The sequence below is a fragment of the Sandaracinobacter neustonicus genome, from assembly GCF_006385875.1.
GTDB classification, from domain to species: domain Bacteria; phylum Pseudomonadota; class Alphaproteobacteria; order Sphingomonadales; family Sphingomonadaceae; genus Sandaracinobacteroides; species Sandaracinobacteroides neustonicus.
Genome location: NZ_VFSU01000011.1, coordinates 371,351 through 394,516 on the forward strand (window position 1 = coordinate 371,351; position 23,166 = coordinate 394,516).

Consider the following 23,166-nt stretch of genomic DNA (forward strand, 5'->3'; position numbering starts at 1 on the left):
CTTCCAGTTGACCTCCGGATAAGGGTTCGTCATCATGTTCTCTATTTGTTCTATCTTGCGCGTGTGAGAGTCAAGCCGGTTTTCTGGACAGGAAGAGTTTTAGCCAATCTTGAAAGAGGACGCGCGTAGCCGGTCCGGTGAAAAAGACGTGGACCGCTACGGCGGCGAGATATCCGCCGGTCCTAGATAGGCGATGTCGATCTTGCTGACATCCGTGGCTACCACAGCCCGGAGCAAACCGATCCGGTCTGGATTAAGCGCAGCCTGGAGGGTGCCAAGCGGCGCGGCGTCGGCAGAAAGTACGCGGGGTTGCCCGCCCCAGTAATGAACTTGGACCGGTGTGCCCGGAGGCGGCGGCGCTCCAAGCCAGTTAACCGACGCCCAATAACGCCGATCAGCCCAGGTGCGGTTGTCAGCGGGCATGAAGCTGTTTGTGAACTCCGTCCAGATCGCCTTCGTCTCTGCGGTAGGCCAGTCGGGCAGAGCGCTCCAGGCGGCGACGGCGTCCGAATTGAGCCATTCCCGCAGCTCCTGTCCCGTCGTGAAGGTCGCTGCGGTGTCGGTGACTGCCTTGATCGCGGCAAGCCGCGAGTTGAAGCCGGCTTGGATCAGGATCGAGGCTGACCGATTGAGCGTGCCGGTCTCCACCGCAGGAACTGCTGCGCCAAGTTCGTGATCCTCCAGTAGAAGATCGAAAACGCCGACCGTGTCGCCGTTGGCGGCCGCCCGAACGCGGATCGCCTCCATCGCCCAAGGCAGGCGATAGACGAGGCCGCCCTCTACAAATTGCAGGGTCTCAGAGGCCTGCGCTGCGCCCAGCGCCGCGAGCGGTTGGCCAAGCAGCCATGCGCGCAGGATGTCGCGCCAGTTCGCCGGCAGGGGATCGGGGGTGAAGGGATAGAAGGCGAAAACCCGTTCGGCGAGGCCGGCGATCGCAGTGATCGCCCCCTCGGTGTCTCCTTCGAGGATCGCGCCATTAGCTTGGATCAGGAGAAGATTGGCGTCGGCGGCGATGACATCGAGCGCATGGCCTGTCGTCAGCCCAACCCCCGCGAGGAAGTAGCCGCGTCGTCCGGCGGCCGTCGACTGACTCCAAATGAGTCGGCTGCGGGACACGAGGCCGGCCTTCAGCACCTGTCGAACCTGCAGGTCCTGGCGCTGCAGACGGCGGTGCCACAGTGAGGATTGGAGGATGTCGTCGAGGGCCGTCTCGATGCCCTCATCGGGAATGTCGTTTTCCCCGATGAGGCTCAAGATCGCCGTATCGAGCGTTGCGACATGTCGTTCCCAATCGGCGAGCGCGCGTTCGCGTTCTTCGGGCTTCTCGTTTGCGACTTCCGGGAAAGTCCAGGCGGCCGCGTTGTTGACGACGTACTCGACCAGCTGATTGAGGTCGCCGCCGATGCGCGAGCGCATTCGCGTCAACAGCATCGCGACAAGCCGCACGAGGCCGCTTTCCATCTCGCGCGCGCCGAGGTCGGTGATGAGGGCTTCCCAGTTGCGCCGCTTCTTGGCGATCTCGTCGAACATGGGGAAGAGAACGATGCCCTCGACATCGACATAAGCGCGGCCCGCGCGGCCGATGACGTTCTTGAACTCGCTGATCTCAATGCGCTCGCCAGCCCGGTGAAGGGAATACATGACGACGGCGGTGGCGGAGAGGTTGAGGCCCTGCGCCAAGGTCGGAGATGAGATCGTGACCTTGAGAACATTCTCGCGTAGCAGGCGCTCGACCTCCTTTCGATAGGCGGTGGGGAGTGCGCCATGGTGAAGGGCGACACCGAGGCGAAGGCATTTCAGGATTGCGCTATCGGCGCCCAGCCATTCCTCACCAAGCGCAATCGCCGTGTTCAGAAGGTTCGGGTCGGCCTCGAGCAAAGAGCGCAGGGCGCCGCGCTCATGCAAATCGACGATGACGTCCGCAAACGGCTCGACGCTGCGCCGCTCGGGGCAGAAGATCAGGACCGTCTGACCATCATCGACTAGCCGCCAGGCCGTCGCAAGGCAGAGTTCGCGCTGGTCGTCGGGAAAGAGACGGGTGCGCCGGCGCTTCGGCGGAATCCAGTTGGGTGGGGCCGCACCGGTGAGAAACCGCTGGACCCAGGGCCGCTCGTCGCCAACCCGCAGGTTGAGCCGCGCCGTTGGAGACGTCCAAACCACTTCACCGAACCGCAGCCGGGTCGGCCGCCAATCGTTCTTGATCAGCCCGCCCGGGTGATCGCGCCGCAACCAGGCGGCAAAGTCGTCGAGCTGGTCGCCATCTGGCAGGATCGCCGAAAGGCAGACGATCCGTCGCTCCTGCGCGTCCGGGCGACGAAGAAGCCGCTGGATCTGTACCTCGTAACGGACCTCACGCTCGTTGGGGCCGATCATATGCCCTTCGTCGAAGACCAGCAGACCGACATCGTCAAGGAGCGAGGGGTCGTTGCGCAGGGCGAAGTCGAGCTTCTCCGGCGTCGCGACCACGATGTTGCGCTCGCGGATGGCGTCCTCGTCGAAGCCGCTGACGCCGATGCTGCCATATAGGGCCGAGATGGTCTTGCCGAGCGGGCCGAAGGTCCGCTGCAACGTGGTCTCGGTCTGTGCCGACAGCGCGCGCAGCGGGGTGACGAAGACCACCCGCTTGCCGCCCGCTAGGCACCTTAGAATGCAGAGTTCGGCGATGCGGGTCTTGCCGGCGCTTGTCGGCAGCGACACGACCAGGTCGTCGGACTGGTCGGCCGCCCGAGCGGCCGCCTCCGTCTGCGACGGCCAGAGGTCGATTTCCGCTTTCGGGCGACGCTGCAGTAATGCGATGAACAGCTCGCGCAGCGGCTGCCAGTCGGCTGCGGCACCACCGGCCGGCTGAAGCGGAACCCTCTCGTGAAAGGTGCTTGACCAGAGATCCGAGAGGAGGTGGATCGCGACGCGATGCGCCCACCATTGCGGCAGCATGTTCATCTCGCTGCAGATCGCGAGGCTGGTGCGAAGCCGTTCGAGCGCTTGGTCGATCAGCGGCCGCTCGCCCCGTTCGAGAGCGAGCAGGAAGAGCGACATGGCGGCCATGAAGGCATCGGTGAGCGCGATATCGAGACCGTCGAAAAGGAAGTCGTTGCCGTCCTCGGGCGGGGCGGCAACGGCTTCGGCCTGATCGAGCTGAGCTTGGATGTCTGCGGCGATGCGTGCGTCGCTGCCTTGGCCGGAGGCGCGATAGTCGAGGACGCTGGAGCGCAGGGCGCCGAAATTGCGGCGCATCAACTGCGCGAGGGCCCGCTCGACCGGCGAAAAGTTCTCGTCGGTCTCGACGATGGCGAGCAGCGAATATGCGCGTGCCGACAGATGGGCGAGGTGATAGGCCCCAGCGGCCATGACGAAATGGAAGTCGCGATCGACCTCCTGGCGGTCGCCCTTGGCCATCACGGCTTCAAGCGCCGTGGCCGCCTGCTCGAAGGCGGTGCGCGCCTGGGCAGCGTCGCCGCCAAAGTCGCGAAGGCGCAAGCCAAGGCCCAGCAAGGCATAAGCGTAAGAATGAAGATCGTAGCTCAGTTGGGGCGCGAAGGCCGGTGCGTCGGCCGGAAGAGTGCCATCGCGCCAGATGATCGCGCGGGCCTGGCCGCGTGCGATCAGCCGCCCCCGGAAGCCGGCGGTCGCCGCTTCGGCGATGTCGGCCGCGATCGCTTCAGGGGTTGTTGGCATCGGCGATCACTCGATCATAAACCGCGCCGATGAAGGCGGCGTGCCCGTCGATGTATAGCCCAATGCCCCATTGGTTGATGGCGCCGGGATAGGCTTGAAGGGAAGCGGTCAGCAGCGCCTCGGGCGCGTTGCCGGAAAATGTGAATAGCAAATGCTTGACGCTCTGCGGCGGAATACCGTGCTTGAGTAGCGCGTCGTCGATCGCATCCGCCAGCGGCAGATTATCGAGTTCAAGCAAGCGGGCCGAGATAAAGGACAGGGCGTGCGCCGAAGGCAGTCCGCCGTCCTTGTCTAGGCCAGCACGCGCGTCGGTCAGGACCTGGCCGGTGAGCGTGGCACGGCTCTTCGCTTCGGTCTTTAGGAAATGCAGGCGCTGCGACTGGGCGTCCTGCAGGATTCCGATCACGTCGTCGCCGCGCATCGCCATGTTGCGATGGTCCTTCCAACGCAGGCGCTTGATCGGAGCTCGGTAGCCGCCGCTATGCGCGTCGATCCATTCGGTCGCGTAGATCTCGCCAAGGTCGCCAGACCGGATTTGCTTGGTCGTCGGCAGTTTGCCTTCGATCAGCGCCGCAGCCGCGGGCTTGCCGAGCCTGGCGAGCGCGCGCGCCAATTGTTCTTCCGAGGCGTAGTGCGCGGGTACGATGGCGGCAGTCGCTTGAATGCCGGTGGCGAGGCTCGCCGCCTGTCCGGTCATCACCCGGCGATGGTGTGTCCCTACCGGCCCATCGACAGAGACGCACCAGTCATTGAACTGCGCCATCCTCGTCCCTCCCGGTCATTGAGGAAAGAGGTCGCGGACGCGCATGAACGGCGAGCCGGTTTCAGCGGCACGGCGCACCTTGCGTTCGAGAACTTGGGTGAGTGGGAGTTCACGGTCGAGCATCTCGTAGAGATCGAGCCCGTCCATGCAGATGACGCGCTTGCCGCGCCCGAAGGCCGAAAGGCCCTCTTCAGTGAAGCCGCTGTTGCTGACGAACAGGCCGCGGGTCCAGGCGGCCTTTTGCTCGATCTTGCCATGGAAGGTGTGCAGCTCGGCGACGCCCATCGGCTGGCCGTGCCACTTTGCCTCGACAAGGTAGGTCTCGCTTCCGAGTTGGAAGCTCCCGTCGATCTGCTCTCCCCGCAGCCGAAAAGGCTCTTGGGCCGCGAGGCCAAAGGCGTCGAACAGGCCTTTCAGGAATCCTTCGAAGGCATAGCCGCGCGCATGAGGTGCGAGCGTGGTGACGCGAAGGAGGTCGGACTTAATCTTCGCGACCGCTTGCCGATCGACAGGGGGAGGCGAAGGGCTCGCCGCAGGACGTTGGGGTGAGGCGCCGCCAGAAAGGCGGTTTATCAGTCCCTGATACCGCGCCTCCGCATTCGCGACGGGGTCAGCTCCGCCCGACCGGGCAAGATATTCGGAGCGATGCTCCCAGAGCGCGGTCAAGGCGCGGACGGCTGTCGAATCGTCGCAGGTCTGCAAGAAATAGCGCAGGCGCTTGCCCTTTGACCCTCCATTGGCCGAGTATTTCGGATCGTCTATGTTGACCTTGAGCTCTGAGGCAAAGAAGTCCGAGAAGCTGGGATCGGAGAAATCCAGCACGAAGCCGGGACCCCGGACGAAGTCGACGAGGTCGTCAATGAGGCGCAGGTCTATTGATCTAATCGAACTGATGTCCTTTCTCCCCAGCGGACAGCTTTGAGTTAGCTGTTGATCGTTTTTTCAAGCGCGGCAATTCTCGCGAGTACGTCGTCGAATGAAAGCGGTGTCTGGTCAAACATCATCGGCATCATCGCCCGATAATCGGCTCGCAGATCTTTGGCCCGAGCGCCGTCCGGCATGAGCTGGAGCGTGCCTGGCCGTGCCGTTTCGTAATTGGCCCAACCCGAACGAAAGAACGTGGCTTTGTGGCGCGCTACCTGCACCAGCAAACCGAGATCGGCAGCGGCGGCTTGGCCGTCGTCCGTCTCGAGAAGCATGGCGAGGTCATAAAAGTGCCGCGAGAAATACAGCGGCGTGGGTGACCCGGCGGGGCGATGCGCCTCCGCATGGAGCGCGGTCGCCTTCTCCCAGAAGGTCCGCCTCGCTGACAGCACGGTCACGCTGGTGTCGGGATCGGTGAAGAAGTCTGGATAGTCGTCGGCCGCGTAGGGGCGGATGACTTTCTCCTCTGTCGGCCAGGGATCGCCGCGCGCGCCGAGCTCGAATTTCACGCGCGGCGTGATGTAGGCCATGCCTTCGTATTCGGCGGTAGGCAGCGCGGTCGGATAGTGGAAGTTGACGGTCTGCGCGTCACCGGCGTCTATCTCTAGCGACCACTCGCTTTCGGTCGGCTCACCGAGTTGTTCGACGATCGCGGCGCGAAGCGCTGGCAGAAGTCGCTCGGCGATGTGCTGCTCGACATCGCTGACTAGGTCGTCGATCAGCCGAGCCGCCTGCTTCTTGCTGATCCCCTCCTTATCGGGGTCGCGCTCGCCGGTGTATCCGAGTTCGGAACGGTCGAACGACAAGTCGATGTCCTCGGAGAATCGGCGAATAGCGTTGAACGCTTTGGAGAGCGACGTGCCGCCCTTAAAAACGAGGGTTGCCGTGGTGCCCTTCGGTAGACCGAACAGGCGCTTCAGGCTCCAACATACCCAGAAGTCCTTTTCGATGATCGTATTGGCGACGCCCCGCCCGGCGCCGGTCTCCCCGAAAAGAGCTGCACGATCGTCGGTGGGAAGGCGGGCGACATCATCCATCGATATCGGCCACCGCTGCGTGGGCAATCGAGACGAGCGTGGGTCGCATCCAGGCGGGCGCTTGAACGGCGGTTGAGGCCAACGTCTTCTTGTCGTTGGCCGAAAGCCGGCGCGCCGCGACCTGCGCGACGTCAGCCGCCCGAACGGGGCCGACATGACGAAGCGCCTGAACCACCGTCCCGGCGGGGCTGCCCGGTGCGATCAGATGCTTGGGCGAGGCGTGACGAAGGTCGACGACGCGCTTTCCCAGCACGACGCGCCGCGACGGGCCGTCGGTCAGATAAGTGCTTTGTGCCGGGACCTGGGTCGAAAGGCCGAGCGCGTTCGCTGCGCGCGCTCCGGAGATCTGCACCTGCGAGCCGGTCTCCCGCGCAAGAGCGTGGGCGACATCGTCCGGCGCGGGTGACAACGCCCCAAGTTTCGGGTGCAGCTTGGGAAAGTCGTAAAGCCCACGCGCAAGCCGCCGGAGCTGTCCGCCCTTCACTAATCGGGAGAGTGCCTGATCGACAGAAGAGCGGGCGGCAACTGTGAGGAAGTCGCTAGGCGTGAAGACGCTGCCACGTCCGCTGGCGCGGACGCGTTTCATGAGCCGGTCGGGGACTGAGGCGTTTAGCGTCTTCATATGTCAGAAAATAAGGCAAGTTTTTCTGACATGCAAGTGGCGGCATTCCTCGTCTAGAGTGCGACCGCCACTTGCTAAGCATTACGCCGCGGCGCGTTGCTCGTCATTCGCCGCGCCGGCAGCGTCCGTTGCCGCAGCCTGCTGCAAGAAGCGAGCGAGTGCTGCGCGCCGAGAATCCCGATCCACGGCATAGGCAGTTTGTTTGAATTCAATGCCGTCTAGGAGGCCTTGGATGTAGCCGGAGATGGTATCAGCGGCCATGATCAGCGCCGTGTCGAGCGTGTGTATGTAGTTGCTGGTGACGGAGCCCTTCGAATGGCCGACCAGAGCAGCGATAGTGACCTCGGTAAAGCCGAGATCGTTTGCAATGCTGGCAAAGCTGTGCCGCAAGACGTGTGGTGTGATGTCGGCTAGCGGCGTTGCTTTGAAGATCTGGTCCCAGTGGTTAGGAAGGCTTCCGAACGCGTTGTCGTCGCCGTGTCCAGGAAACACGTAGGTTCCTGAGCGAGTTCTCCGGCTAGCTTCCAGGTATTCAACGACCGGTAGGCCGATCGGACGGATTGAGCTTCCTTCCTTGCTGTCAACGAGGCGGAGGCAGCTCGCGCTCGTGTCGGCTTCAGACCAAGCAAGCGTGACCATCTCCGTGCGGCGGCATCCTGTCAGCGCAAGCTGGCGGATGATGTCGACCGATAGCTCATACTTCTCATTCTCAGCAGCCTGCGTGAGAATTTCGCCGAGCAACCGATATTCGGCCTCGCTCAGCCGTCGTGCGCGCACGTTGTCCTTCGGCCGCCTCACACCGTGCGCTGGATTGGTATCGATGATGCCAGCCTCGACTGCATAGGTCAGTATTCCACCAAAAAGTCCGATGGTGCGCGTTGCTGTGCCCGCTCCACCTCGCACGATAGCGCGACCGCGAAGCTTTCTCGTCTTGACGCTGCAGCGGGTCTTGCCGGCCATGATGTCCTTCAGGGCCTTCGTGATGTCCGCTTTCACCAGATCCTTGACCCTGTGCGTACCAAGCAGAGGAATGATGTGGCGCTCGATGCGCCCCGTGTCGGAGAGAATGGTGCTGGCTTTCTTGGGGCGCCCGCCCTTTCCAAGAATGAGGCCGGCTTTAAGATCGGCGACGTAAAGGTCACACAGTTCCTTAACGGTAATCGCCTTGCTGTCGAGCTGCTTCTCTTCGGCCGGGTCGTCGCCTTGAGCGATCCTGCCCAACTGGACCTTCGCCTCTTGGCGAGCGCGCTCTGGTGTCCAGACGCCGTGCAATCCGATTGTGAAGCGACGCGACCGCTTGCCGAGCCTGTACTGGATGACATAGCTGCGCTTGCCGGATGCGAATACTCGGAGGCCAAAGCCGGGCAGTTCGTCGTCCCAAATGACGTAATCTTTCGCGCGACTGTCCGCGGCGTCGACGACCCGTTTCGTGAGCTTAGGCATGGGCTTCCTCCGACCCTAGCGTTTCCTCTCGCGTAAGCACCACGTAAGCACGCGGGCGAAAACAGTGGCGGGGAGAAGAGTAGCTTTGGCGGAGAAGAAGTGCAAATTGTTTAGCGTTTACAGGGAGATAGGCGGACATCGGCGGCTCCTTGCGCTTATTGGCGGAGCTAGCCATATTCCCTCCGAAGGCAAAGGCCACACGTTCGAATCGTGTCGGGTGCGCCACTTTTCAAGTACTTAGAGGTATAGCTCAGGCGCGAGACACCGGCGTAAGTGAAATGTAAGTGCTGCGGAGGCACTCACAATCAGGCTCAGCAGATCGTCTGCAGCACGGTTTGCAGCGTTGCGGTGAGGGCGGACTCGGCTGCGGGAGTTGGCCTTTGCCTACGCCGACATCGCCGATGTGCCGGTCCTGGCTTTGCGATGGGGCGATGTGGTGCTGGACCGCACCAACGGACGCTGGCGCGAATTGCTAAATCTTGCGCGCCTGCTGCTGGGTGAACGCTTCCAGACTACCTCCGCTGGTGGCAGCGAAGGCTTCTCTCTGCTGTTCGAAATGAACATGTTGTTCGAGGAGTATATCGCGCGCTCGCTCAAGCGAGCCTTGGCCGGCACGGACCTCCGTGTCATCAGCCAGGGTGGTCGGCTCTATTGTCTCGAGACGGTGGATCGACGGCAGGTGTTTCAGACGAGGCCGGACATCCTGATCAAGCGTGGCGATACTGTCGTTCAGGTGATTGACACAAAATGGAAGCGTGTCGCGGCGAAGATTGACGACCCCAAGCGAGGCGTGTCGCAGACTGACGTCTATCAGATGATGACCTATGGGCGCCTTTATCAATGCAGCAAGCTGACTTTGGTCTATCCGCATCACCATGGCGTCGGATGCGAAGAGGGGATGATCGGCAATTATGCCATCAACTCCAGCGAGGATCGCCTGGAACTATTCTCGATCGATGTCGCTCGAGGTGATGATGTTCAGGCGCGACTGTCGCGCGCGTGTCGGTCCGGCTCAAAAGCACTCGCGGACAGGTCAGTGGGCTGAACTGCGTCGCCTTACACGGTTTCCGTTGCCTAAGAGGCCACTTCTCGCATGGCGGCATAGAAATCAAACGAACGGAAACAATCAGATGTCGCCTCGACACGCCCTTCATACTCAGATTGCCGGTCAACGCACGATCCCCAAAGAGACTGCTGATACCTTTCTGCGGTTTGGCTTAGACGATGAGGTCTGCTGCATAGATTGCCCTGATCCACGCTGGCAGGCGGGGCAGGGCAAAGGTCAATCGCCCGTTTGCGAATGTCAGGCAGTGGTTTGGCGGCTGGTTGAGGCTGCTGTTGTCGAACACCATGCCGCGGTCAGCCCGCAGAACAGCCTCGCGGATGAACGGTGCGCCGCGATCATAGCGGGCGCGGATCTTGTCCTCCGGCACGATATGCCCACCTTCCTCGACCCTTGCGCCGACACGAGCCACGGAGAGTTCGGGCGTATCGACCCCGATGTGCATGACGATGACGGTGAACCCTTTGGTGCGAGCCTCGGTGATCAGGTCAAGCTTGGACGGATGCGAGAAGACCGTCTCGGTGACGAAGTCCCGCCCTTGCGTCAGACGCTCGGCACGCCGCGAGGAGGCTATGCGGGCGGCCTCATAGGATGCCGCCGGCGAAGGATCGCGCAGTTCGTCGCGTTGAATGATATCGGCGTTGATAAACGGCCCTGCGAAGCTGGGGGCGACACGGGTCGCATATAAGGTGGACTTGCCGGCACCGTTCGGCCCGGCAAGGACAATCATGGTCGGCTTCACGCCTTGCCGGCCGCCTTTTCGCGCACGAGGTTGCCGCCGCTATCGAGGCCGACGCCGAGGCCAAGCTGCCGTCGCCGGGCAAACCAGGCTTCCTCATCAGGACCGGGTTGCCCCATCTTCTCCACGAAGCGGTCGAGCCAGACGTCCTTTTCCTCGGTGGAGAGTTGGGTGGTCTCGATTTCCGCCGAAAGGGCCGCCGTGATCCGGGCGTGATCGAAATTGCCGGATTTTTCGATGGCGCGACCGATCCGCACCCAATGCGCGACCTGTCCTGCAACCGAGCGGCTTTGTAGTTCGGATTCACGCCGCACGATCGTCATGATGTCATCGGCAAGCTTGATGGATTGGGCCATGGGTCACCTCTGTATTGAGAGGTAGCATTTTGCCACCCCCACTTCAAGTGCGTCATGAAACCCTGGGGCCGTCGCGCTGCGCGGAAACAATGCTTGTTTCGTGAAATTTGATCGAATTGAACGCCGTTCAGCCCACCACCAGCAGGATGGAACCGGCTAGTCTGCACAACTGCTTCCAAATGGGGCCGCGGGCTCGGCGGAGTGGCAATGTGGCAAGGAGACGATGTGATGCGCAGGATGGCCGTAGCCGGATCATTGGGCCTGATGGTGTTGGCGGGCACGCTGGCGGCCCCCCTCGCTCCGCTGCAGGCGTCGGACGCGAATTTGGCCTATAATGAATGGCTGATCGCGCTGGGCAAGGCCGCCGCCGCAGACCCGAATTACAAGCGCATCCCGCTTGATACGCCGGCGCAGACCAAGGCGTTCACGGATCTGACGCACCAGCTTTATAGGAAGCAGATCGACGCGGATCAGTATCGCGCGGCGGTGCTCGCCCAATATCCCGGCCATGAGTATGAGGTCGGCTTCATTATCGCAAAGCTGCCCTGAAGCCGCATGGCCGCCCCCGTTTCCATTGCCGCCGCCGTGCTGGCGACTTTTCTGGCGCAACCCCTGTCTGCCGGAGGCATTGCCAGTTGTCGCCCGCTGGACACGCGGCTGACACCGCAGCGGACATCGGAATATGCGCAATTGGTTGCGGATGCACTGGTGGCGAAGGTCAGGCCTCAGGAGGTGAAGGTCCGCCGCTTCATGCGCTCTGGTGCGTGGAGCGCCGTGAATGTCTCCACCCCTGTTTCGGATGACGGCGTGATGTTCTTCCGCCTGGATGGAAAGCACCAGCAATACAAGGGCGTATGGGGCGGTTGGGCCACGCCGGACGACCGCGCGCAGCTGATCGCCTGGGCACACGGCATCGGCGCGCCGACGGCGCTTGCCCATTGTTTTGCCGACAGTGCCATCAGCCGTTAAGCGGTCGGGCGGATGCCGTTATCGGCTGTTTCCGAAATAGTGCCGGCGAAGCTCCTCAAGACGGCCGCTTTCATGCGCGCCGATCAGTTCGATCGTCAGCGGCCGGGTCAGGCTGCTGCCGCGTTGCAGGGCAAAGGCATATTTGTCCGGCTGGAAAATGGGGCCGACGACGCTCAACCGCTGCCCGCGATGGGTGTGCGCATGATATTCCAGCACCGGCGCATCGCCGATGATCGCGTCGATCTGCCCCTCCGCAAGCGCAACCGACGCCTGTTCGATATTGGGAAAGGGGTGCGCATCGAACCCGGCGTTCCGGGCATAGGTCTCCGCGATCGAACCGGCGCGCACGCCCACCCGGTGGCCGGACAGATCCCCGACGCTGTGGATCTGCCGGGTGAGAGACATCGTCGTCATCACGCTTGTGACAGAGGAGGTGACATAGGCGAGCACGGCCACGCCGCAGGCCAGCCACAGGCCCTGCCACAGCCGCCCGACCCAGCCGAACAGATTCCTGCGCGATGGCGTCGTGCCGGAGGTGGCGACCGACATCACCGCGTAGAAGCTTTCCGCGATCCCTTCGCGCCAGCTTCGCGGGAAATGCGCATCGTAACGCCTGTCGAACAGGGTGAGCAAAACGGTCGCGCACAGGATGAGGCCGGCGATCACCGCATAGGCACGCAGATGCCCCGAATCCCTGAGTCCGTCGATCAGGTTGCTGAATCCTGCGCGCCTGTTGTTATGCACCATCACTCTGAGGCCGGAATCGAACCATGGATGGGTGAAGTCGATCCTCTCTGCCCGCTCCCGCGTGATGGCGAGGTTGGTGACGCCGACGTCGATTTTGGCGGCCGCCAGCGCATCGACGAGTGCAGTGTTGGTTTCCAGCCACACATAGCGGCTCTGCAAACCCAGGGCGGCTGCGGCGAGTTCCCACAACTCGATCGCCATCCCGGTTGGGCGGCCGTCCGCTTCCATCACGAACGGCGGGCTGCGATAAACCCCCACCGTCACCACGCGTGGCGCGGGCTGAGCGGTAGCCGTTGCCTGCGCCATCACGGCGGTCGGCAGCAGGGTCGACAACAGGATCGCCGCAAGCGCCATCCATCTGAACATGAACATCCTCATCCCCGTGCCCCCTGTTCGCACGCAACCCTCAAGCGGAGACCCCTGCTGCCATGAGCGACCTTATCCTGCATATCCTGTATGTGATCGCAATCACGGCGGAGGCCATGACGGCAACGCTGGCCGCGGGCCGCCGCAGCATGGACTGGGTGGGCGTCTGCCTGCTGGCCGCCGTTACTGCGCTGGGCGGCGGTTCCGTTCGCGACGTGCTGCTGGGGCATCATCCGCTGGTCTGGATCGTGCACCCGGAATATCTGCTCGTGGTGGTGGTGGCGGCGCTGTCGGCGATCGCGGTGGCCCGTTTCATGGAACAGCTTCGCAGCCTGTTCCTGTTCCTCGATGCGATTGGCCTTGTCGTCTTCACCATCCTTGGCTGCAACGTGGCGCTGGAGATGGAGCTTCCCGTCGTTGTGGTGATCGTGGCGGGGATGATCACCGGCTGTATCGGCGGGGTGCTGCGCGATATCCTGTGCAACGATGTCCCGCTGCTGTTCCGCAGCGAATTGTATGCCAGCGTCTCGGTGGTGACCGGCATCCTTTATATGGGCGGACTGCATCTGGGGCTTCCGCACGATGCGGTGATGTTCGGGGCGATGGGCGCAGGGCTTGCGCTTCGCCTGCTGGCGCTGCGGTTCGGCTGGAACATGCCGAAGTTTGTGTACGACAAGGATTTCCACTGATCGCAGACGGCGGGCACCCTCAATCCGTCTGCACCCGTGTCCAGACCTGATGTTTGCAGCCGACATGGGTGGCAAGGCAGCCCTTCACCAGCAGGCTGTCATCCGGTTCCAGCGTGAGTTCGCCACGGAAATGATGGTTCAGATCGGGCACGAACACCTTCCCGGCCCAGCTGCCGGGGCCGGTGGGCTGGAAATCCTCCAGCAGGTTCACGCCGATGAAATCGGGGTTGCCGCCCTTGGCGGCATCGGCCTTGGCCTTGTCATTCGCATAGACGACCTTGCCGCACACCAGTTCGCCGCACGGGCTCACCTCCATATGCACGGAGTTGAACGGGTTCTTCCAGCGGCCCCAGGGGTGGCGTTCTTCGGGGGACTGCGCGGCGGCAGGGACCGCAAGGCAGGCCAGCAGCAATAGTCCGGAAATGCAGCGATTCATCTTTGCCTCCTGTTCGCACGAAGGGGCAGCAGCCCCGAAATCTGCAACGGGTGTGTCAGCGGGGATAAGCTATGGTATCCCGCGCTTCACCGATCAACGCGCAATGAAGCGTGATCGGCTGCGCTGCCACGCGTGCGACCTCCCCGTCGATGAAATCGCAGTTGATCAGGTTGTTCTGGCTGCTGCGTCGAGCGGTGAAGACATTCACATTCACCATCGGCGGCCCCTTCAGCCAGCCGAGCCGCTTCGTCTCTACATTCGCCCCGCTCACATGGATCGGGCCGCCCAGCCCGCGCAGCGTCATCGTCTCGCGCCCCAGATCGATCTGCCCGACTTCGTTGGCATGGCGCTGCGCAGACGGCAGCGGATCGCCATAATAGCTGGCGCTGACGATCACGCCTTCCTTGCGGCGGCCCAGTTCAGCGGCCGCGCGCTTCGAAAGGACGGTCTTCAAATCGAAGCCAAGGTCGCTCCCTGCATGGGCCGGCGCGATGATGGCCAATGCCGCCACTGCGGCTGCAAAAATTTTGCTGCCCAAGTCTTTGCTCCGCTGCGCTGAACAGGACCGGGACGGCTGCACTCAACCGCCCCGGTTCCGACCCTGAATTGGCGATGATATGCGGCGTTTCGGGTGCAGATGGGTAGTGTTCCGGCAGAATTGCGCCAAATCATGATCGTTTTCTGGAACTGCGCACAAACAGGGGATGGACTGGCTGCGGCTCCCCGGCCACCTCGCGGGCATTGCCGCCTCTGGCCGCATGGCTGGACAAAAGAGCCTCCGCGCAGGAAACTGTGGGCGGAACGGCTTGCGCCTGTTCGCTTGCGCCGGACAGGGCAGCGAAGGCGGCAACGGACGCGCAGCCCGGACCAGCGCCGCTTGCTCGCGCCTAGAGGGGATTCGACAGAAAACCGCCATGCCGAAATCGCAGGGACACCGCGCCTTGGTCGCCGCAGACAAGCCGGACATCCGCTCGTTTGATCGGATTCCGCAAAGCTGGGGGCCAAGACTGACCACCGGCATCTCCACCGGGGTTGCCGATCTGGGTGTGATCAGGCCCGGCCCGGACGATGCGGAAGCCGTGGTGGACGCGCATTTCCTGATCACCTTCCTGTCTCCGCAACGCGGGCGGGAACTGCGGCTGGCCTCTGCCCGCAGCACGACGTTCGATGCGCCTTCGGGAAGCGTGGACCTCATTCCCGCCGGGGCAGGCTATTACTGCCGCTGGGAGCATCCGGTGGAATGCGTGCTGTTGTCTGTCGCGCCGGACCAGCTGACCCGGTTCGCGGAACGGGAATTCGATGCGAGCCGGATCGAATTGCGCCCGGTGGTGCCGGGGGCCGTCGATCGAACCGCCGCGCGCATTGCCGGGCTGATGCGCGACGAGATGATGCAGGCACGGCCACCGGGGCGGCTCTACATGGAATCGCTGGCGACCGCCCTGCTGTGCCACACCGTGCAGACCCATTCGTCATTGGCCGAGCAGGCGGCTTCGAGCCAGTGGAAGGGCGGGCTCCCCCCCCGTGTCTGGCGGGAGACGGACGAGTTCATCCGGGAAAATCTGGCGTCCGACATGGCGCTCTCCAGTCTCTCCCAGCGGGCGGGGCTGTCTTACAGCCACTTCCTGCGCGCGTTCCGGCAGACGGCCGGGGTGTCGCCGCACCGCTATATCATGTTGCAGCGGGCACAGCTGGCGCGCGAACTCGCCGCCACGTCCCGGCTTCCGCTGAAGCAGATCGCGCTGCAATGCGGCTTCGCCAACCAGAGCCACATGACGACGGTGATGAAGACCCTGCTGAACGAAACGCCCGGAGACGTTCGGCGTCGGCTGAACTTTCGCCCCGGCCCGGCAAGCAGCAACGAAGCGCCGGAATGAGGAAACCGCCCCCGCACGATGAAACGCCGGCCACCGCGAGGCCCCCGGCGATCGATCTTGTCCCCGACGATTGGGGCCCGAAAATCTACAGCGAGATCGCCGACGTCGCCCTGACCCGCCGGGGGCCGGACGAGATCGATCTGGAAGTCGGCTCGCATTTCCTGCTGGTGCTGCTGACGCCGCAACCGCAACGCGAAGTGCGGCTCACGGGCAACCGGCCGGTGATCTTCGACGCCCCGGCCGGAACGGTGGAGATCATCCCGGCGGGCGCGCATTTTCAGGGGCGATGGGGCGTTCCCAAGGAGAATATCCTGCTCTCGCTCGATCCGCAGCGCCTGTCGGAGCTGACCGTGCGGGAGTTCGATCTGGACGGGGTGGAGATGCGCCCCATCCCGCCCGGGCTGGTGGACAAGACGGCTGTTCGCATCGCGGGCCTGATGCGCGATTGCCTCGCCGCGCCGCAGGGGGCCGGAAGGCTTTATATCGAATCGCTGAACACTGCGCTGATGCTGCATTTCATCCGCACCCACTCCTCTCTCGCGAACCGGGCGGCGATGGACACGTTCCGGGGCGGACTTTCCCCCCGCACATGGCGGGAGATGACGGAGTTTATCCGGGAGAATCTGGCGTCCGACATGGCGCTCGCCACCCTTTCCCAGCGGGCGGGGCTGTCTTACAGCCATTTCCTGCGCGCTTTCCGGCAGACGGCCGGGGTGTCGCCGCACCGCTATATCATGTTGCAGCGCGCGCAGATGGCGCGCGAACTCGCCGCCACGTCCCGGCTGCCGCTGAAGCAGATCGCGCTGCAATGCGGCTTCGCCAACCAGAGCCACATGACGACGGTGATGAAAGCGATGCTGAATCAGACGCCGGGGCAGGTGCGCAGGCAACTGGGCCTGATCGCCGACGATGGCGCGGAGACGGATTAACAAGTTGGGGATCATATCCTGAAATTTGGCAGAATTCTGAGACATGAATCTCCTCCACGGCCGGAACGGGGAAGCTACTGCTGGGCAGAGGTTTTTGAACTGGAGAATGATTGTGCCGGAATCGCTGCCAAACGGCCCCGATCGCATTGCAAAATCCCGCTTCCTTCCGGCCATCCTGATGGCGGCGGCCATCGCCGCCCCCGCCCATGCGGAACGCCCGGAAGACAAGGCCTGGCTGAAAGCCGGGCTGTTCCGCGCCAATGTCGACACGTCTTTGAAGGTGGATGACGCCAACCTCGGCATTCCCGGCACATCGATCGACTTCGAGGAGGATTTCGGGTTCCGCAAACATGCCTGGAAGCCGAAGATCGAAGGCGGCGTTCGGCTGGGCAAGGCATTCCGTATCGAAGCAGACTATTTCAGCCTTGGCCGCTCCGGCGGTGTAATGCTCGACGAGGAAATCCGCATCGACGACACTGTCTTCCCGGTGAACGCCGAAGTCGATGCCTCGTTCCGCACCGATGTCTGGCGGATCGCTGCCGGCTGGTCGCCGCTGCATTCGGAAAAGGGCGAGCTGGGGCTTTCGGCGGGCGTGCACCTCACAAAGGCCCGCTACAGCTTCGTCGCGGATGTGAACGGTGCGCAGCTGGAGGAGGCGCAGAGCAAGACCATCCCGCTCCCCAATGTCTCGCTGTTCGGCAACTACAATATCGACAAGACATGGGGCCTGAACGGCCGGGTGGATCTGCTCTCGATGAAGATGGGGGGCTATAAGGGCACGCTGGTGGATGCGCAGGCGACGGTTTCGGCACGGCTCCACCACAACATCGGCGCGGGCCTTGGCTATCGCTATGTCGATTACGATGTGCGGGTGCGCAAAAGCGACCTGCATGCCGATGTGAACTATCGATATCACGGACCGTTCGTCTACGCGGAACTGGCCTTCTGACGGAAGGTCATTGGCGCCGCCGGATCAGCTCCGGCGGCGCACCCGTGACGAACTTTTCAGCTTCCGCAGCCCATGTCGCCTTCCTGGCAGTTCAGCCTGCCGCGCAGTTGGACGACGCGGGCGACCGTGGCGCTCGTGGCGCAGGAGGCGAAGACGCTGGCGTAGATGGAACCGCCGGAGGCGGGGTTCGACACGAAGGCGCAATGTTTGTCGCGGAAGCTGATCCACGAGCGCTGGGCCTCTTGCAGCAGCTTGGCGTCTTCCGGTTGCAACGTCTTCATCAGCCGCTGGTAATAGCTGTTCAGCGCCTTGTCGGCGGCTGCGAAATTGCTGCCGAAACAGTCCGTCATTTCGGCCTGTGTCTTCTTCGTGGTGCAATCCGCCGCGAACAGCGGCGTAGCCGTGCAAGCCAGAAGCAGCGGCAGGATCAGCTTGCCAGTGCGGAACATATGATTTCTCCTCGTTTCCAACAATTTCCCCAGCGTGCATAGCGCAGGCAGACGCCGCATGGCCCGTGCAGCTTTCCTTTATTCTGCGCAATTTCCGGAAACGCTCACGAACATCCGCGCACACTCTGCCCGACGTGTCCATCCCCCGGTTTCGGGTTTACCACCCGGCCATGGGGCCAAGCATAAACCGGAGGCATTTCGTGGGTAAAACAGGCTTGAAACTGGCGGCGTTTGCAATCGGCGCATTCTGGATGACGGCGCCTGCAAAGGCTGCCTCCACGGTGGAATGCCATTCGATCGACTACCAATATACCGAATGCAGCGCGGGAAGCCTGACGAAACCGCAACTGATCAACCAGATTTCCAGCAGCGCCTGCATCCTGAATCGCACATGGGGCTATAACCCGCGCAGCGGCTATCTGTGGGTGGCGCAGGGTTGCTCCGGCGTGTTCGCGGATGTTGCCGGTTACCATTACGGCCGAGGCGACGGCTATGATTCCAACGCCCGCATGTACAATGACCATGGTCATGACGTGGGCGCGGCGATCGGCGGCGCGATCATCGGCGCGCTGATCGAAGGCATGGTGACCAGCAACCACAGCGACTACAAGCATGAGACGAGCAATTATGCCCGCCCGTCCCGCGGGAGCGGTTATGACGGTTGCCACGGCACTGGCTGCCTGCTGGGATCGGATTCGGCTCCGGAACCGGGCCAGACGGAGTTTCGCGGCAATGATTCCCCGCCCGAGCCGGGCCAGCAAGAAATGACCGGCCCGGAGAATTGAGCAACGGCGCGGATGGGTAATCCTGTCGAAGACTTTGGCGCAGCGAAAGATAGCTGTTCTGCCATGCGTTCTGGCGTTGGGGATTTCCGCCGCAGCACAAGGTTCTGAGGCGGCTGCCCTCGTTGAATGCGGCCGGGCTGAAACTGGCCCGCGATCCTCCATTCTGCCGTACAATAAGGGAGATCTGACATGACGAACCACAGCATGGACGGGAAGGCGGTTCTGATCGCCGGCGGTGCGAAGAATCTGGGCGGGCTGATCGCGCGGGATTTCGCGGCACGGGGCGCGCGCGCCGTGGCGATCCACTACAATAGCGCATCTGCCGCAGCGGATGCGGAGGCGACCGTTGCCGCCATCAAGGCCACCGGGGCTGAGGGCTTTGCCTTTCAGGCCGATCTGACCACGGCCGCCGCGATGGAAAAGCTGTTCGACGACGCCAGGAAAGCCATGGGTGGCATCGATATCGCCGTCAACACGGTGGGCAAGGTGCTGAAAAAGCCCATCGCCGAGATCAGCGAAGCCGAATATGACGAGATGAGCGACGTGAACGCCAAGGCGGCTTTCTTCTTCCTGAAGGAAGCCGGGAAAACGCTAAACGACAATGGCCGCGTCTGCACCATCGTCACCTCGCTGCTGGGGGCGTTCACGCCTTTCTACGCCAGCTATGCCGGCACCAAGGCGCCGGTGGAGCATTTCACCCGCGCGGCCTCCAAGGAGTTCGGTGAGCGCGGCATTTCGGTGACGGCAATCGGACCGGGGCCGATGGACACGCCCTTCTTCTATCCGGCCGAAGGCCCGGAGGCAGTCGCCTATCACAAGACGGCGGCCTCGCTTTCCAAATTCACCCCCACGGGCCTCACCCATATCGAGGATATCGTGCCGTGGATCCGTTTTCTCGTGACGGACGGCTGGTGGATGACAGGGCAGACGATCCTTGTGAACGGCGGTTACACCACGAAGTGACATGCCGGGTGGGCCCGTCCGGATCGGGCGGGCCCAACCCACCGGGCAAAGGCAAGTATGCGCGCATGCATACCGGTTCCGAATACGAGAGGGGGCCTGCGGCAGCCAGCGTCTGACATGGGCCAGCGCCGGATACCTCCCGGCGGTTCTGGTCGGCAACTCCGGCTTTACCATCGAGGAAGGGGCAGGGGGCACCACGCTTCGCCGTTGCGCGGCGCGGGCTTCGTGGTTCCTGCGCGGCGGGCTGGGCACCGGCGGCTTCGCGGAAACCAACCTGACGAGCGAGGTGTTTTATCGCCTTGCCATCACCCCGAACTTTGCGGTGACGCCGGTGTATCAGTTCATCATCAGCCCAAGCCTCAACCCCGGCGTCGATACGCTCTCGGTGCTGAGCTTCCGGGCGCGGCTGGCGTTCTGAGGAGACGCCGCTTTGGCGGCGGTTGCATCTTTCCTGTTCGCCGGAGCTCGCATGTGCGAGCAGGCTGTCGTGCGCGCGCTGCCGGGGCGACCGAAAGCTTGGTGAAAGGCTTTGCGCGCATGGGGTGTTGCGGGGCGGCCTGATCTCACCCATGTCCCGCATCAGCAGACTTGCGAGGAGGCGTTTCGGGATGTTCATCTTTGCCCGCCGCAGGACGCGCGACAGGAACAGCCAGCAGGGCGGCTTTTCCCTGACTTCGATCCTGTTTCCATCAATCGTGCTGACAGTCGCCGTCATTTTTGTGATCGTGCAAATTCTCCAGAGTTTGCCTGAGTTCGCCCCGGTGATCCTGCCCAATGTGCAGCCGACCGCCGAACAGCGGGGCAATCCGGTTCACTGGATCAGCGAAGCTCGTGAAACCATGCCGTTGATCCTGCTGATCGTCGCCATGATGACGGCGGGTATTCTGTTGGCGCTGCGCCTTGGCTTGCGGCCGCTGAGGCACATATCGGCGCTGGCCGCCGACATCGGGCCGGCCACCATCACCCAACGCCTGCCCTTGCGCTCGACACCGCGGGAAATCGCGCCGCTGGTGATCGCCTTCAATGCGACGCTGGATCGTCTGGAAGCGGGCTGGCGCGCGCAGCGGGAATTTTCCGCGAATGCGGCGCACGAATTGCGCACGCCTCTGGCCACGCTGCGGGCACAGGTGGAAAGCGTGCTGGCTCCGGAAGATCGCAAGGGTGCCATTGAGGAGTTTGAACGGCTGGGCAGGCTGATCGCACAGCTTCTGGCGCTGGCCGAGGCGGACAATGGCGAAGATCTGGAGATGATTCCCTTCGATCTCGTCGAACTGGCGCGAAGCGTGGCCAGCGATATGGCCGGCCCCATCGTGGCGGGTGGGCGCAACATCGCCTTTGAAACCGCCCATGCGCAATGGGCGTGCCGGGGCGCGCCGGGGCTGGTGGAAGTGGCGCTGCGCAACCTGCTGGAGAATGCCGTTCGCCATACCCCGGCGGGCAGCGAGATCATTGTGTCCATCGATGCGGAAGGTCGGCTGAGTGTGTCCGATAACGGCCCCGGCGTGCCGCCCGGATTTCACGGCCGCCTGTTCCAGCGCTTCAGCAAGGCCGATGCGCATGGCTTTGGCGCGGGGCTGGGCCTTTCGATCGTCCGCCGCGTGATGCAGCTGCACGGCGGGGATGCGCGCCTTCAGCCTTCGGCCACGGGCGCGCGCTTCGTGCTGGAGTTCGCCGCCGCAGACAAACCGGGGCCGCACGCGTGAGAATCCTGTTCGTGGAAGACAATGCGCGGCTGGGCGAAGCCACGCATAAGGCTCTGACCCGCGCGGGCTTCGCGGTGGACCTGTTCGAAACGCCGGAGGATGGTCGGCACGCCTGGCGGGTGGCGAATTACGATGTCGCCATCCTCGATATCATGCTGGCGCGGCGCAACGGGTTTGAAACGCAAAGCGGGCTGGAACTGCTGGCCCGCGCCCGCGCCGCCGGGATCACAACCCCGGTGCTTCTGCTCACCGCTCTGGGCAGCATCGCTGAGCGTGTGCGCGGCCTTGATGCCGGGGCGGACGATTATCTGGTGAAGCCCTTTGCCATGGAGGAACTGGTGGCGCGCCTCAGGGCGCTGCGTCGGCGGCCGCTGCCGCTGGCGGAAAATGTGATCCAGTTCGGCGATGTGATCTATGATGCGGCCGCGCGGGAGATTGTGGTGGGCGATGGCCGCGCGGGGTTGTCGCGGGGGGAAAGCATCGTGCTGGAGCGCTTCCTGCGCGCGCCGGACCGGGTGATCACCAAGGCGCAACTGGGGGAAAGCCTGCATTCGCTGGAGCAGGATTTCACCGACAATTCGATTCAGGTGCATGTGCACCGGGTGCGCGCAAAGCTGGCGGAACTGGGCGCGCGCGTCTCGATCCGCACCCTGCGGGGGCTTGGCTATATGGCGGTGGAAAGCGCGAAAGATCGCCACACAATATAAAGCCGTCGCCTGAAAGGTTGGTGGAAGCTAGGGGCATCACGAGGACGGTCTCATCGCACGGAGACCGACATATGCCCACCACAGCAACGCCCATCGAACATCCTGCTTTTGCCCGGCCGCGCACCCGCACCCGCCTGACGGCACTGGCCCTGCTGTCCGTCGCGGTCTGGCATGGCCCGGCCCTTGCGCAGCAGCCGCCAGCCGAAGGGCCGCCCGCTGAAGCACCGGACGATAATATGCCCGGCGGCTGGCTCGGCTGGATCATCGGCCCGTCCTCACCGGGGCAGGGCAACCAGTTCAACCTTGGCGTCGGCGGCGCTTACATGCCGGCCTATATGGGGGCGAAAGACTATCGGTTTCAGCCGCTTCCGACGGTCGACATCAAATATGGCCGTTTCTTCCTGACCTTTCAGGACGGGCTCGGCGCGAATTTCATCAACAACGAGAACATCACCATCGGCGCAGGGCTGACCATTGCCGACAACTACCGTTCGAAGGATGTGCCGGACGGCATCGGCGGGCTATCGTTCGGCCTTGGCGCGCGCGGTTTCGTGACGCTGCGCCAGTTCGGCTTCGAAGCGACCACGGGTGTCACCAAGATCATCACCGGCAGCACGGGCGGCGTCCTTGCCGACTTCAACCTGTCACGCCCGGTCATGGTCAACGAGCGGTTGTTCATCAATCCCACCATCGGCGCACGCTGGGCCAACGGCCGCCACAACAACCGCTATTTCGGCATCAACGCGCAACAGTCCGAGGCCTCGGGCCTCGCGGAGTTCAGCACCGGCAGCGGCATGCTGGACGCCAAGTTCGATGTCGGCGTGCAGTATCGGCTGACGGAGCATCTGGGACTGGGTGTCGTCGGCGGTGTGACCACTTTGCTGGGCGACGTGAAGAACAGCCCCATCGTCGAGAAGAAGACGGCCCCCTACGCAATCGGTTTCATCAGCTACAGCTTCTGACCCGGTGGCGTTTCGC

25 protein-coding genes are annotated in these 23,166 nt (G+C 63.2%); 13 read left to right on the top strand and 12 right to left on the bottom strand.

The window, feature by feature from the left end; all coding sequences use genetic code 11:
• Positions 1 to 156 precede the first annotated feature (156 nt).
• The 6 genes from FJQ54_RS03430 to FJQ54_RS03455 all read right to left on the bottom strand — a co-directional run bounded on the left by FJQ54_RS03430 (position 157) and on the right by FJQ54_RS03455 (position 8,464).
• Positions 157 to 3,675, bottom strand: a complete 3,519-nt coding sequence (locus FJQ54_RS03430) for a DEAD/DEAH box helicase (RefSeq protein WP_140926880.1) — start codon at positions 3,673 to 3,675, stop codon at positions 157 to 159.
• Positions 3,659 to 4,438: a Hachiman antiphage defense system protein HamA gene (locus tag FJQ54_RS03435; protein WP_027297292.1), complete on the bottom strand. Its 780-nt coding sequence runs from the start codon at positions 4,436 to 4,438 to the stop codon at positions 3,659 to 3,661. The genes FJQ54_RS03430 and FJQ54_RS03435 overlap by 17 nt, the downstream gene beginning before the upstream one ends.
• A 15-nt stretch (positions 4,439 to 4,453) precedes the next feature.
• Positions 4,454 to 5,260 carry a restriction endonuclease gene (locus FJQ54_RS03440; RefSeq protein ID WP_037251215.1) on the bottom strand — a complete coding sequence of 269 codons (807 nt, stop codon included), beginning with the start codon at positions 5,258 to 5,260 and terminating at the stop codon, positions 4,454 to 4,456.
• A gap of 101 nt (positions 5,261 to 5,361) precedes the next feature.
• Positions 5,362 to 6,399: a nucleotidyl transferase AbiEii/AbiGii toxin family protein gene (locus tag FJQ54_RS03445; RefSeq protein ID WP_027297294.1), complete on the bottom strand. Its 1,038-nt coding sequence runs from the start codon at positions 6,397 to 6,399 to the stop codon at positions 5,362 to 5,364.
• Positions 6,392 to 7,021, bottom strand: coding sequence for a DUF6088 family protein (locus tag FJQ54_RS03450; RefSeq protein ID WP_197410210.1), 630 nt, complete (start codon positions 7,019 to 7,021; stop codon positions 6,392 to 6,394). Before FJQ54_RS03450 ends, FJQ54_RS03445 begins: the two co-directional genes overlap by 8 nt.
• An 81-nt stretch (positions 7,022 to 7,102) precedes the next feature.
• On the bottom strand, positions 7,103 to 8,464 hold the full coding sequence (locus FJQ54_RS03455) for a tyrosine-type recombinase/integrase (protein ID WP_027297295.1): 1,362 nt from the start codon (positions 8,462 to 8,464) through the stop codon (positions 7,103 to 7,105).
• A gap of 364 nt (positions 8,465 to 8,828) precedes the next feature.
• Here FJQ54_RS03455 and FJQ54_RS03460 point away from each other — a divergent pair, with 364 nt between their 5' ends.
• The gene (locus FJQ54_RS03460) at positions 8,829 to 9,509 is read left to right on the top strand and encodes a 5-methylcytosine restriction system specificity protein McrC (protein WP_268920556.1); all 681 of its coding nucleotides are present in this window, start codon (positions 8,829 to 8,831) and stop codon (positions 9,507 to 9,509) included.
• Between the two features lie 172 nt (positions 9,510 to 9,681).
• Here FJQ54_RS03460 and FJQ54_RS03465 read toward each other — a convergent pair whose 3' ends face one another.
• Both FJQ54_RS03465 and FJQ54_RS03470 read right to left on the bottom strand, forming a co-directional pair.
• On the bottom strand, positions 9,682 to 10,269 hold the full coding sequence (locus FJQ54_RS03465) for a zeta toxin family protein (RefSeq protein ID WP_140926882.1): 588 nt from the start codon (positions 10,267 to 10,269) through the stop codon (positions 9,682 to 9,684).
• Complete coding sequence (locus FJQ54_RS03470; protein WP_140926884.1) at positions 10,266 to 10,622, bottom strand: ParD-like family protein; 357 nt, start codon at positions 10,620 to 10,622, stop codon at positions 10,266 to 10,268. The genes FJQ54_RS03465 and FJQ54_RS03470 overlap by 4 nt, the downstream gene beginning before the upstream one ends.
• A gap of 228 nt (positions 10,623 to 10,850) precedes the next feature.
• On the opposite strand from FJQ54_RS03470, the gene FJQ54_RS03475 reads away from it, so the two are divergent.
• Both FJQ54_RS03475 and FJQ54_RS03480 read left to right on the top strand, forming a co-directional pair.
• Positions 10,851 to 11,171 carry a hypothetical protein gene (locus tag FJQ54_RS03475; RefSeq protein ID WP_140926885.1) on the top strand — a complete coding sequence of 107 codons (321 nt, stop codon included), beginning with the start codon at positions 10,851 to 10,853 and terminating at the stop codon, positions 11,169 to 11,171.
• 6 nt (positions 11,172 to 11,177) lie between these two features.
• Positions 11,178 to 11,591 (top strand): hypothetical protein, encoded by a 414-nt coding sequence (locus FJQ54_RS03480; RefSeq protein WP_140926886.1) that lies wholly within the window; start codon positions 11,178 to 11,180, stop codon positions 11,589 to 11,591.
• Positions 11,592 to 11,609: 18 nt separating this feature from the next.
• Here FJQ54_RS03480 and FJQ54_RS03485 read toward each other — a convergent pair whose 3' ends face one another.
• Entirely contained in the window at positions 11,610 to 12,710 is a 1,101-nt protein-coding gene (locus FJQ54_RS03485) for a transporter substrate-binding domain-containing protein (protein ID WP_207790346.1), read from the bottom strand.
• 56 nt (positions 12,711 to 12,766) lie between these two features.
• Here FJQ54_RS03485 and FJQ54_RS03490 point away from each other — a divergent pair, with 56 nt between their 5' ends.
• A complete protein-coding gene (locus FJQ54_RS03490) occupies positions 12,767 to 13,393 on the top strand; it encodes a trimeric intracellular cation channel family protein (protein WP_140926887.1) in 627 nt (208 codons plus the stop codon).
• A gap of 19 nt (positions 13,394 to 13,412) precedes the next feature.
• Here FJQ54_RS03490 and FJQ54_RS03495 read toward each other — a convergent pair whose 3' ends face one another.
• Together FJQ54_RS03495 and FJQ54_RS03500 are read right to left on the bottom strand one after the other, a co-directional pair.
• Positions 13,413 to 13,829 (bottom strand): DUF2147 domain-containing protein, encoded by a 417-nt coding sequence (locus FJQ54_RS03495; protein ID WP_140926888.1) that lies wholly within the window; start codon positions 13,827 to 13,829, stop codon positions 13,413 to 13,415.
• A gap of 55 nt (positions 13,830 to 13,884) precedes the next feature.
• Positions 13,885 to 14,367: a hypothetical protein gene (locus FJQ54_RS03500; protein ID WP_140926890.1), complete on the bottom strand. Its 483-nt coding sequence runs from the start codon at positions 14,365 to 14,367 to the stop codon at positions 13,885 to 13,887.
• Positions 14,368 to 14,743: 376 nt separating this feature from the next.
• Between FJQ54_RS03500 and FJQ54_RS03505 the strand changes: the two genes are divergently transcribed.
• The 3 genes from FJQ54_RS03505 (at position 14,744) to FJQ54_RS03515 (ending at position 17,581) form a co-directional block, all read left to right on the top strand.
• Positions 14,744 to 15,703, top strand: a complete 960-nt coding sequence (locus FJQ54_RS03505) for an AraC family transcriptional regulator (RefSeq protein WP_181159951.1) — start codon at positions 14,744 to 14,746, stop codon at positions 15,701 to 15,703.
• Complete coding sequence (locus FJQ54_RS03510) at positions 15,700 to 16,632, top strand: AraC family transcriptional regulator (RefSeq protein ID WP_181159952.1); 933 nt, start codon at positions 15,700 to 15,702, stop codon at positions 16,630 to 16,632. The genes FJQ54_RS03505 and FJQ54_RS03510 overlap by 4 nt, the downstream gene beginning before the upstream one ends.
• A gap of 106 nt (positions 16,633 to 16,738) precedes the next feature.
• Positions 16,739 to 17,581 carry a hypothetical protein gene (locus FJQ54_RS03515; RefSeq protein WP_140926896.1) on the top strand — a complete coding sequence of 281 codons (843 nt, stop codon included), beginning with the start codon at positions 16,739 to 16,741 and terminating at the stop codon, positions 17,579 to 17,581.
• A gap of 56 nt (positions 17,582 to 17,637) precedes the next feature.
• Here the strand turns inward: FJQ54_RS03515 and FJQ54_RS03520 are convergent, their stop codons facing one another.
• Complete coding sequence (locus FJQ54_RS03520; RefSeq protein ID WP_181159954.1) at positions 17,638 to 18,030, bottom strand: lysozyme inhibitor LprI family protein; 393 nt, start codon at positions 18,028 to 18,030, stop codon at positions 17,638 to 17,640.
• A gap of 251 nt (positions 18,031 to 18,281) precedes the next feature.
• Between FJQ54_RS03520 and FJQ54_RS03525 the strand changes: the two genes are divergently transcribed.
• From FJQ54_RS03525 to FJQ54_RS03550, 6 genes are all read left to right on the top strand, one after another.
• Positions 18,282 to 18,815, top strand: coding sequence for a DUF3011 domain-containing protein (locus FJQ54_RS03525; protein ID WP_207790347.1), 534 nt, complete (start codon positions 18,282 to 18,284; stop codon positions 18,813 to 18,815).
• A gap of 189 nt (positions 18,816 to 19,004) precedes the next feature.
• Complete coding sequence (locus tag FJQ54_RS03530) at positions 19,005 to 19,778, top strand: SDR family oxidoreductase (protein ID WP_140926901.1); 774 nt, start codon at positions 19,005 to 19,007, stop codon at positions 19,776 to 19,778.
• A gap of 1 nt (position 19,779) precedes the next feature.
• The gene (locus tag FJQ54_RS03535; RefSeq protein WP_140926903.1) at positions 19,780 to 20,196 is read left to right on the top strand and encodes a carbohydrate porin; all 417 of its coding nucleotides are present in this window, start codon (positions 19,780 to 19,782) and stop codon (positions 20,194 to 20,196) included.
• 190 nt (positions 20,197 to 20,386) lie between these two features.
• The gene (locus FJQ54_RS03540) at positions 20,387 to 21,481 is read left to right on the top strand and encodes an ATP-binding protein (protein ID WP_181159955.1); all 1,095 of its coding nucleotides are present in this window, start codon (positions 20,387 to 20,389) and stop codon (positions 21,479 to 21,481) included.
• On the top strand, positions 21,478 to 22,188 hold the full coding sequence (locus FJQ54_RS03545; RefSeq protein WP_140926907.1) for a response regulator transcription factor: 711 nt from the start codon (positions 21,478 to 21,480) through the stop codon (positions 22,186 to 22,188). The genes FJQ54_RS03540 and FJQ54_RS03545 overlap by 4 nt, the downstream gene beginning before the upstream one ends.
• 71 nt (positions 22,189 to 22,259) lie before the next feature.
• Positions 22,260 to 23,150, top strand: coding sequence for a MipA/OmpV family protein (locus tag FJQ54_RS03550; RefSeq protein ID WP_140926909.1), 891 nt, complete (start codon positions 22,260 to 22,262; stop codon positions 23,148 to 23,150).
• The last annotated feature ends 16 nt before the right edge of the window (positions 23,151 to 23,166 follow it).

What these genes read in the sequence shown, in the direction of transcription:
- FJQ54_RS03430 (WP_140926880.1), bottom strand. Translation starts at nt 3,675, where the DNA reads ATGCCAACAACCCCTGAAGCGATCGCGGCCGACATCGCCGAAGCGGCG.
- FJQ54_RS03435 (WP_027297292.1), bottom strand. Translation starts at nt 4,438, where the DNA reads ATGGCGCAGTTCAATGACTGGTGCGTCTCTGTCGATGGGCCGGTAGGG.
- FJQ54_RS03445 (WP_027297294.1), bottom strand. Translation starts at nt 6,399, where the DNA reads ATGGATGATGTCGCCCGCCTTCCCACCGACGATCGTGCAGCTCTTTTC.
- FJQ54_RS03450 (WP_197410210.1), bottom strand. Translation starts at nt 7,021, where the DNA reads ATGAAGACGCTAAACGCCTCAGTCCCCGACCGGCTCATGAAACGCGTC.
- FJQ54_RS03455 (WP_027297295.1), bottom strand. Translation starts at nt 8,464, where the DNA reads ATGCCTAAGCTCACGAAACGGGTCGTCGACGCCGCGGACAGTCGCGCG.
- FJQ54_RS03470 (WP_140926884.1), bottom strand. Translation starts at nt 10,622, where the DNA reads ATGGCCCAATCCATCAAGCTTGCCGATGACATCATGACGATCGTGCGG.
- FJQ54_RS03475 (WP_140926885.1), top strand. Translation starts at nt 10,851, where the DNA reads ATGCGCAGGATGGCCGTAGCCGGATCATTGGGCCTGATGGTGTTGGCG.
- FJQ54_RS03480 (WP_140926886.1), top strand. Translation starts at nt 11,178, where the DNA reads ATGGCCGCCCCCGTTTCCATTGCCGCCGCCGTGCTGGCGACTTTTCTG.
- FJQ54_RS03485 (WP_207790346.1), bottom strand. Translation starts at nt 12,710, where the DNA reads ATGTTCATGTTCAGATGGATGGCGCTTGCGGCGATCCTGTTGTCGACC.
- FJQ54_RS03490 (WP_140926887.1), top strand. Translation starts at nt 12,767, where the DNA reads ATGAGCGACCTTATCCTGCATATCCTGTATGTGATCGCAATCACGGCG.
- FJQ54_RS03495 (WP_140926888.1), bottom strand. Translation starts at nt 13,829, where the DNA reads ATGAATCGCTGCATTTCCGGACTATTGCTGCTGGCCTGCCTTGCGGTC.
- FJQ54_RS03505 (WP_181159951.1), top strand. Translation starts at nt 14,744, where the DNA reads ATGCCGAAATCGCAGGGACACCGCGCCTTGGTCGCCGCAGACAAGCCG.
- FJQ54_RS03510 (WP_181159952.1), top strand. Translation starts at nt 15,700, where the DNA reads ATGAGGAAACCGCCCCCGCACGATGAAACGCCGGCCACCGCGAGGCCC.
- FJQ54_RS03515 (WP_140926896.1), top strand. Translation starts at nt 16,739, where the DNA reads ATGATTGTGCCGGAATCGCTGCCAAACGGCCCCGATCGCATTGCAAAA.
- FJQ54_RS03520 (WP_181159954.1), bottom strand. Translation starts at nt 18,030, where the DNA reads ATGTTCCGCACTGGCAAGCTGATCCTGCCGCTGCTTCTGGCTTGCACG.
- FJQ54_RS03525 (WP_207790347.1), top strand. Translation starts at nt 18,282, where the DNA reads ATGACGGCGCCTGCAAAGGCTGCCTCCACGGTGGAATGCCATTCGATC.
- FJQ54_RS03530 (WP_140926901.1), top strand. Translation starts at nt 19,005, where the DNA reads ATGACGAACCACAGCATGGACGGGAAGGCGGTTCTGATCGCCGGCGGT.
- FJQ54_RS03535 (WP_140926903.1), top strand. Translation starts at nt 19,780, where the DNA reads ATGCCGGGTGGGCCCGTCCGGATCGGGCGGGCCCAACCCACCGGGCAA.
- FJQ54_RS03540 (WP_181159955.1), top strand. Translation starts at nt 20,387, where the DNA reads ATGTTCATCTTTGCCCGCCGCAGGACGCGCGACAGGAACAGCCAGCAG.
- FJQ54_RS03550 (WP_140926909.1), top strand. Translation starts at nt 22,260, where the DNA reads ATGCCCACCACAGCAACGCCCATCGAACATCCTGCTTTTGCCCGGCCG.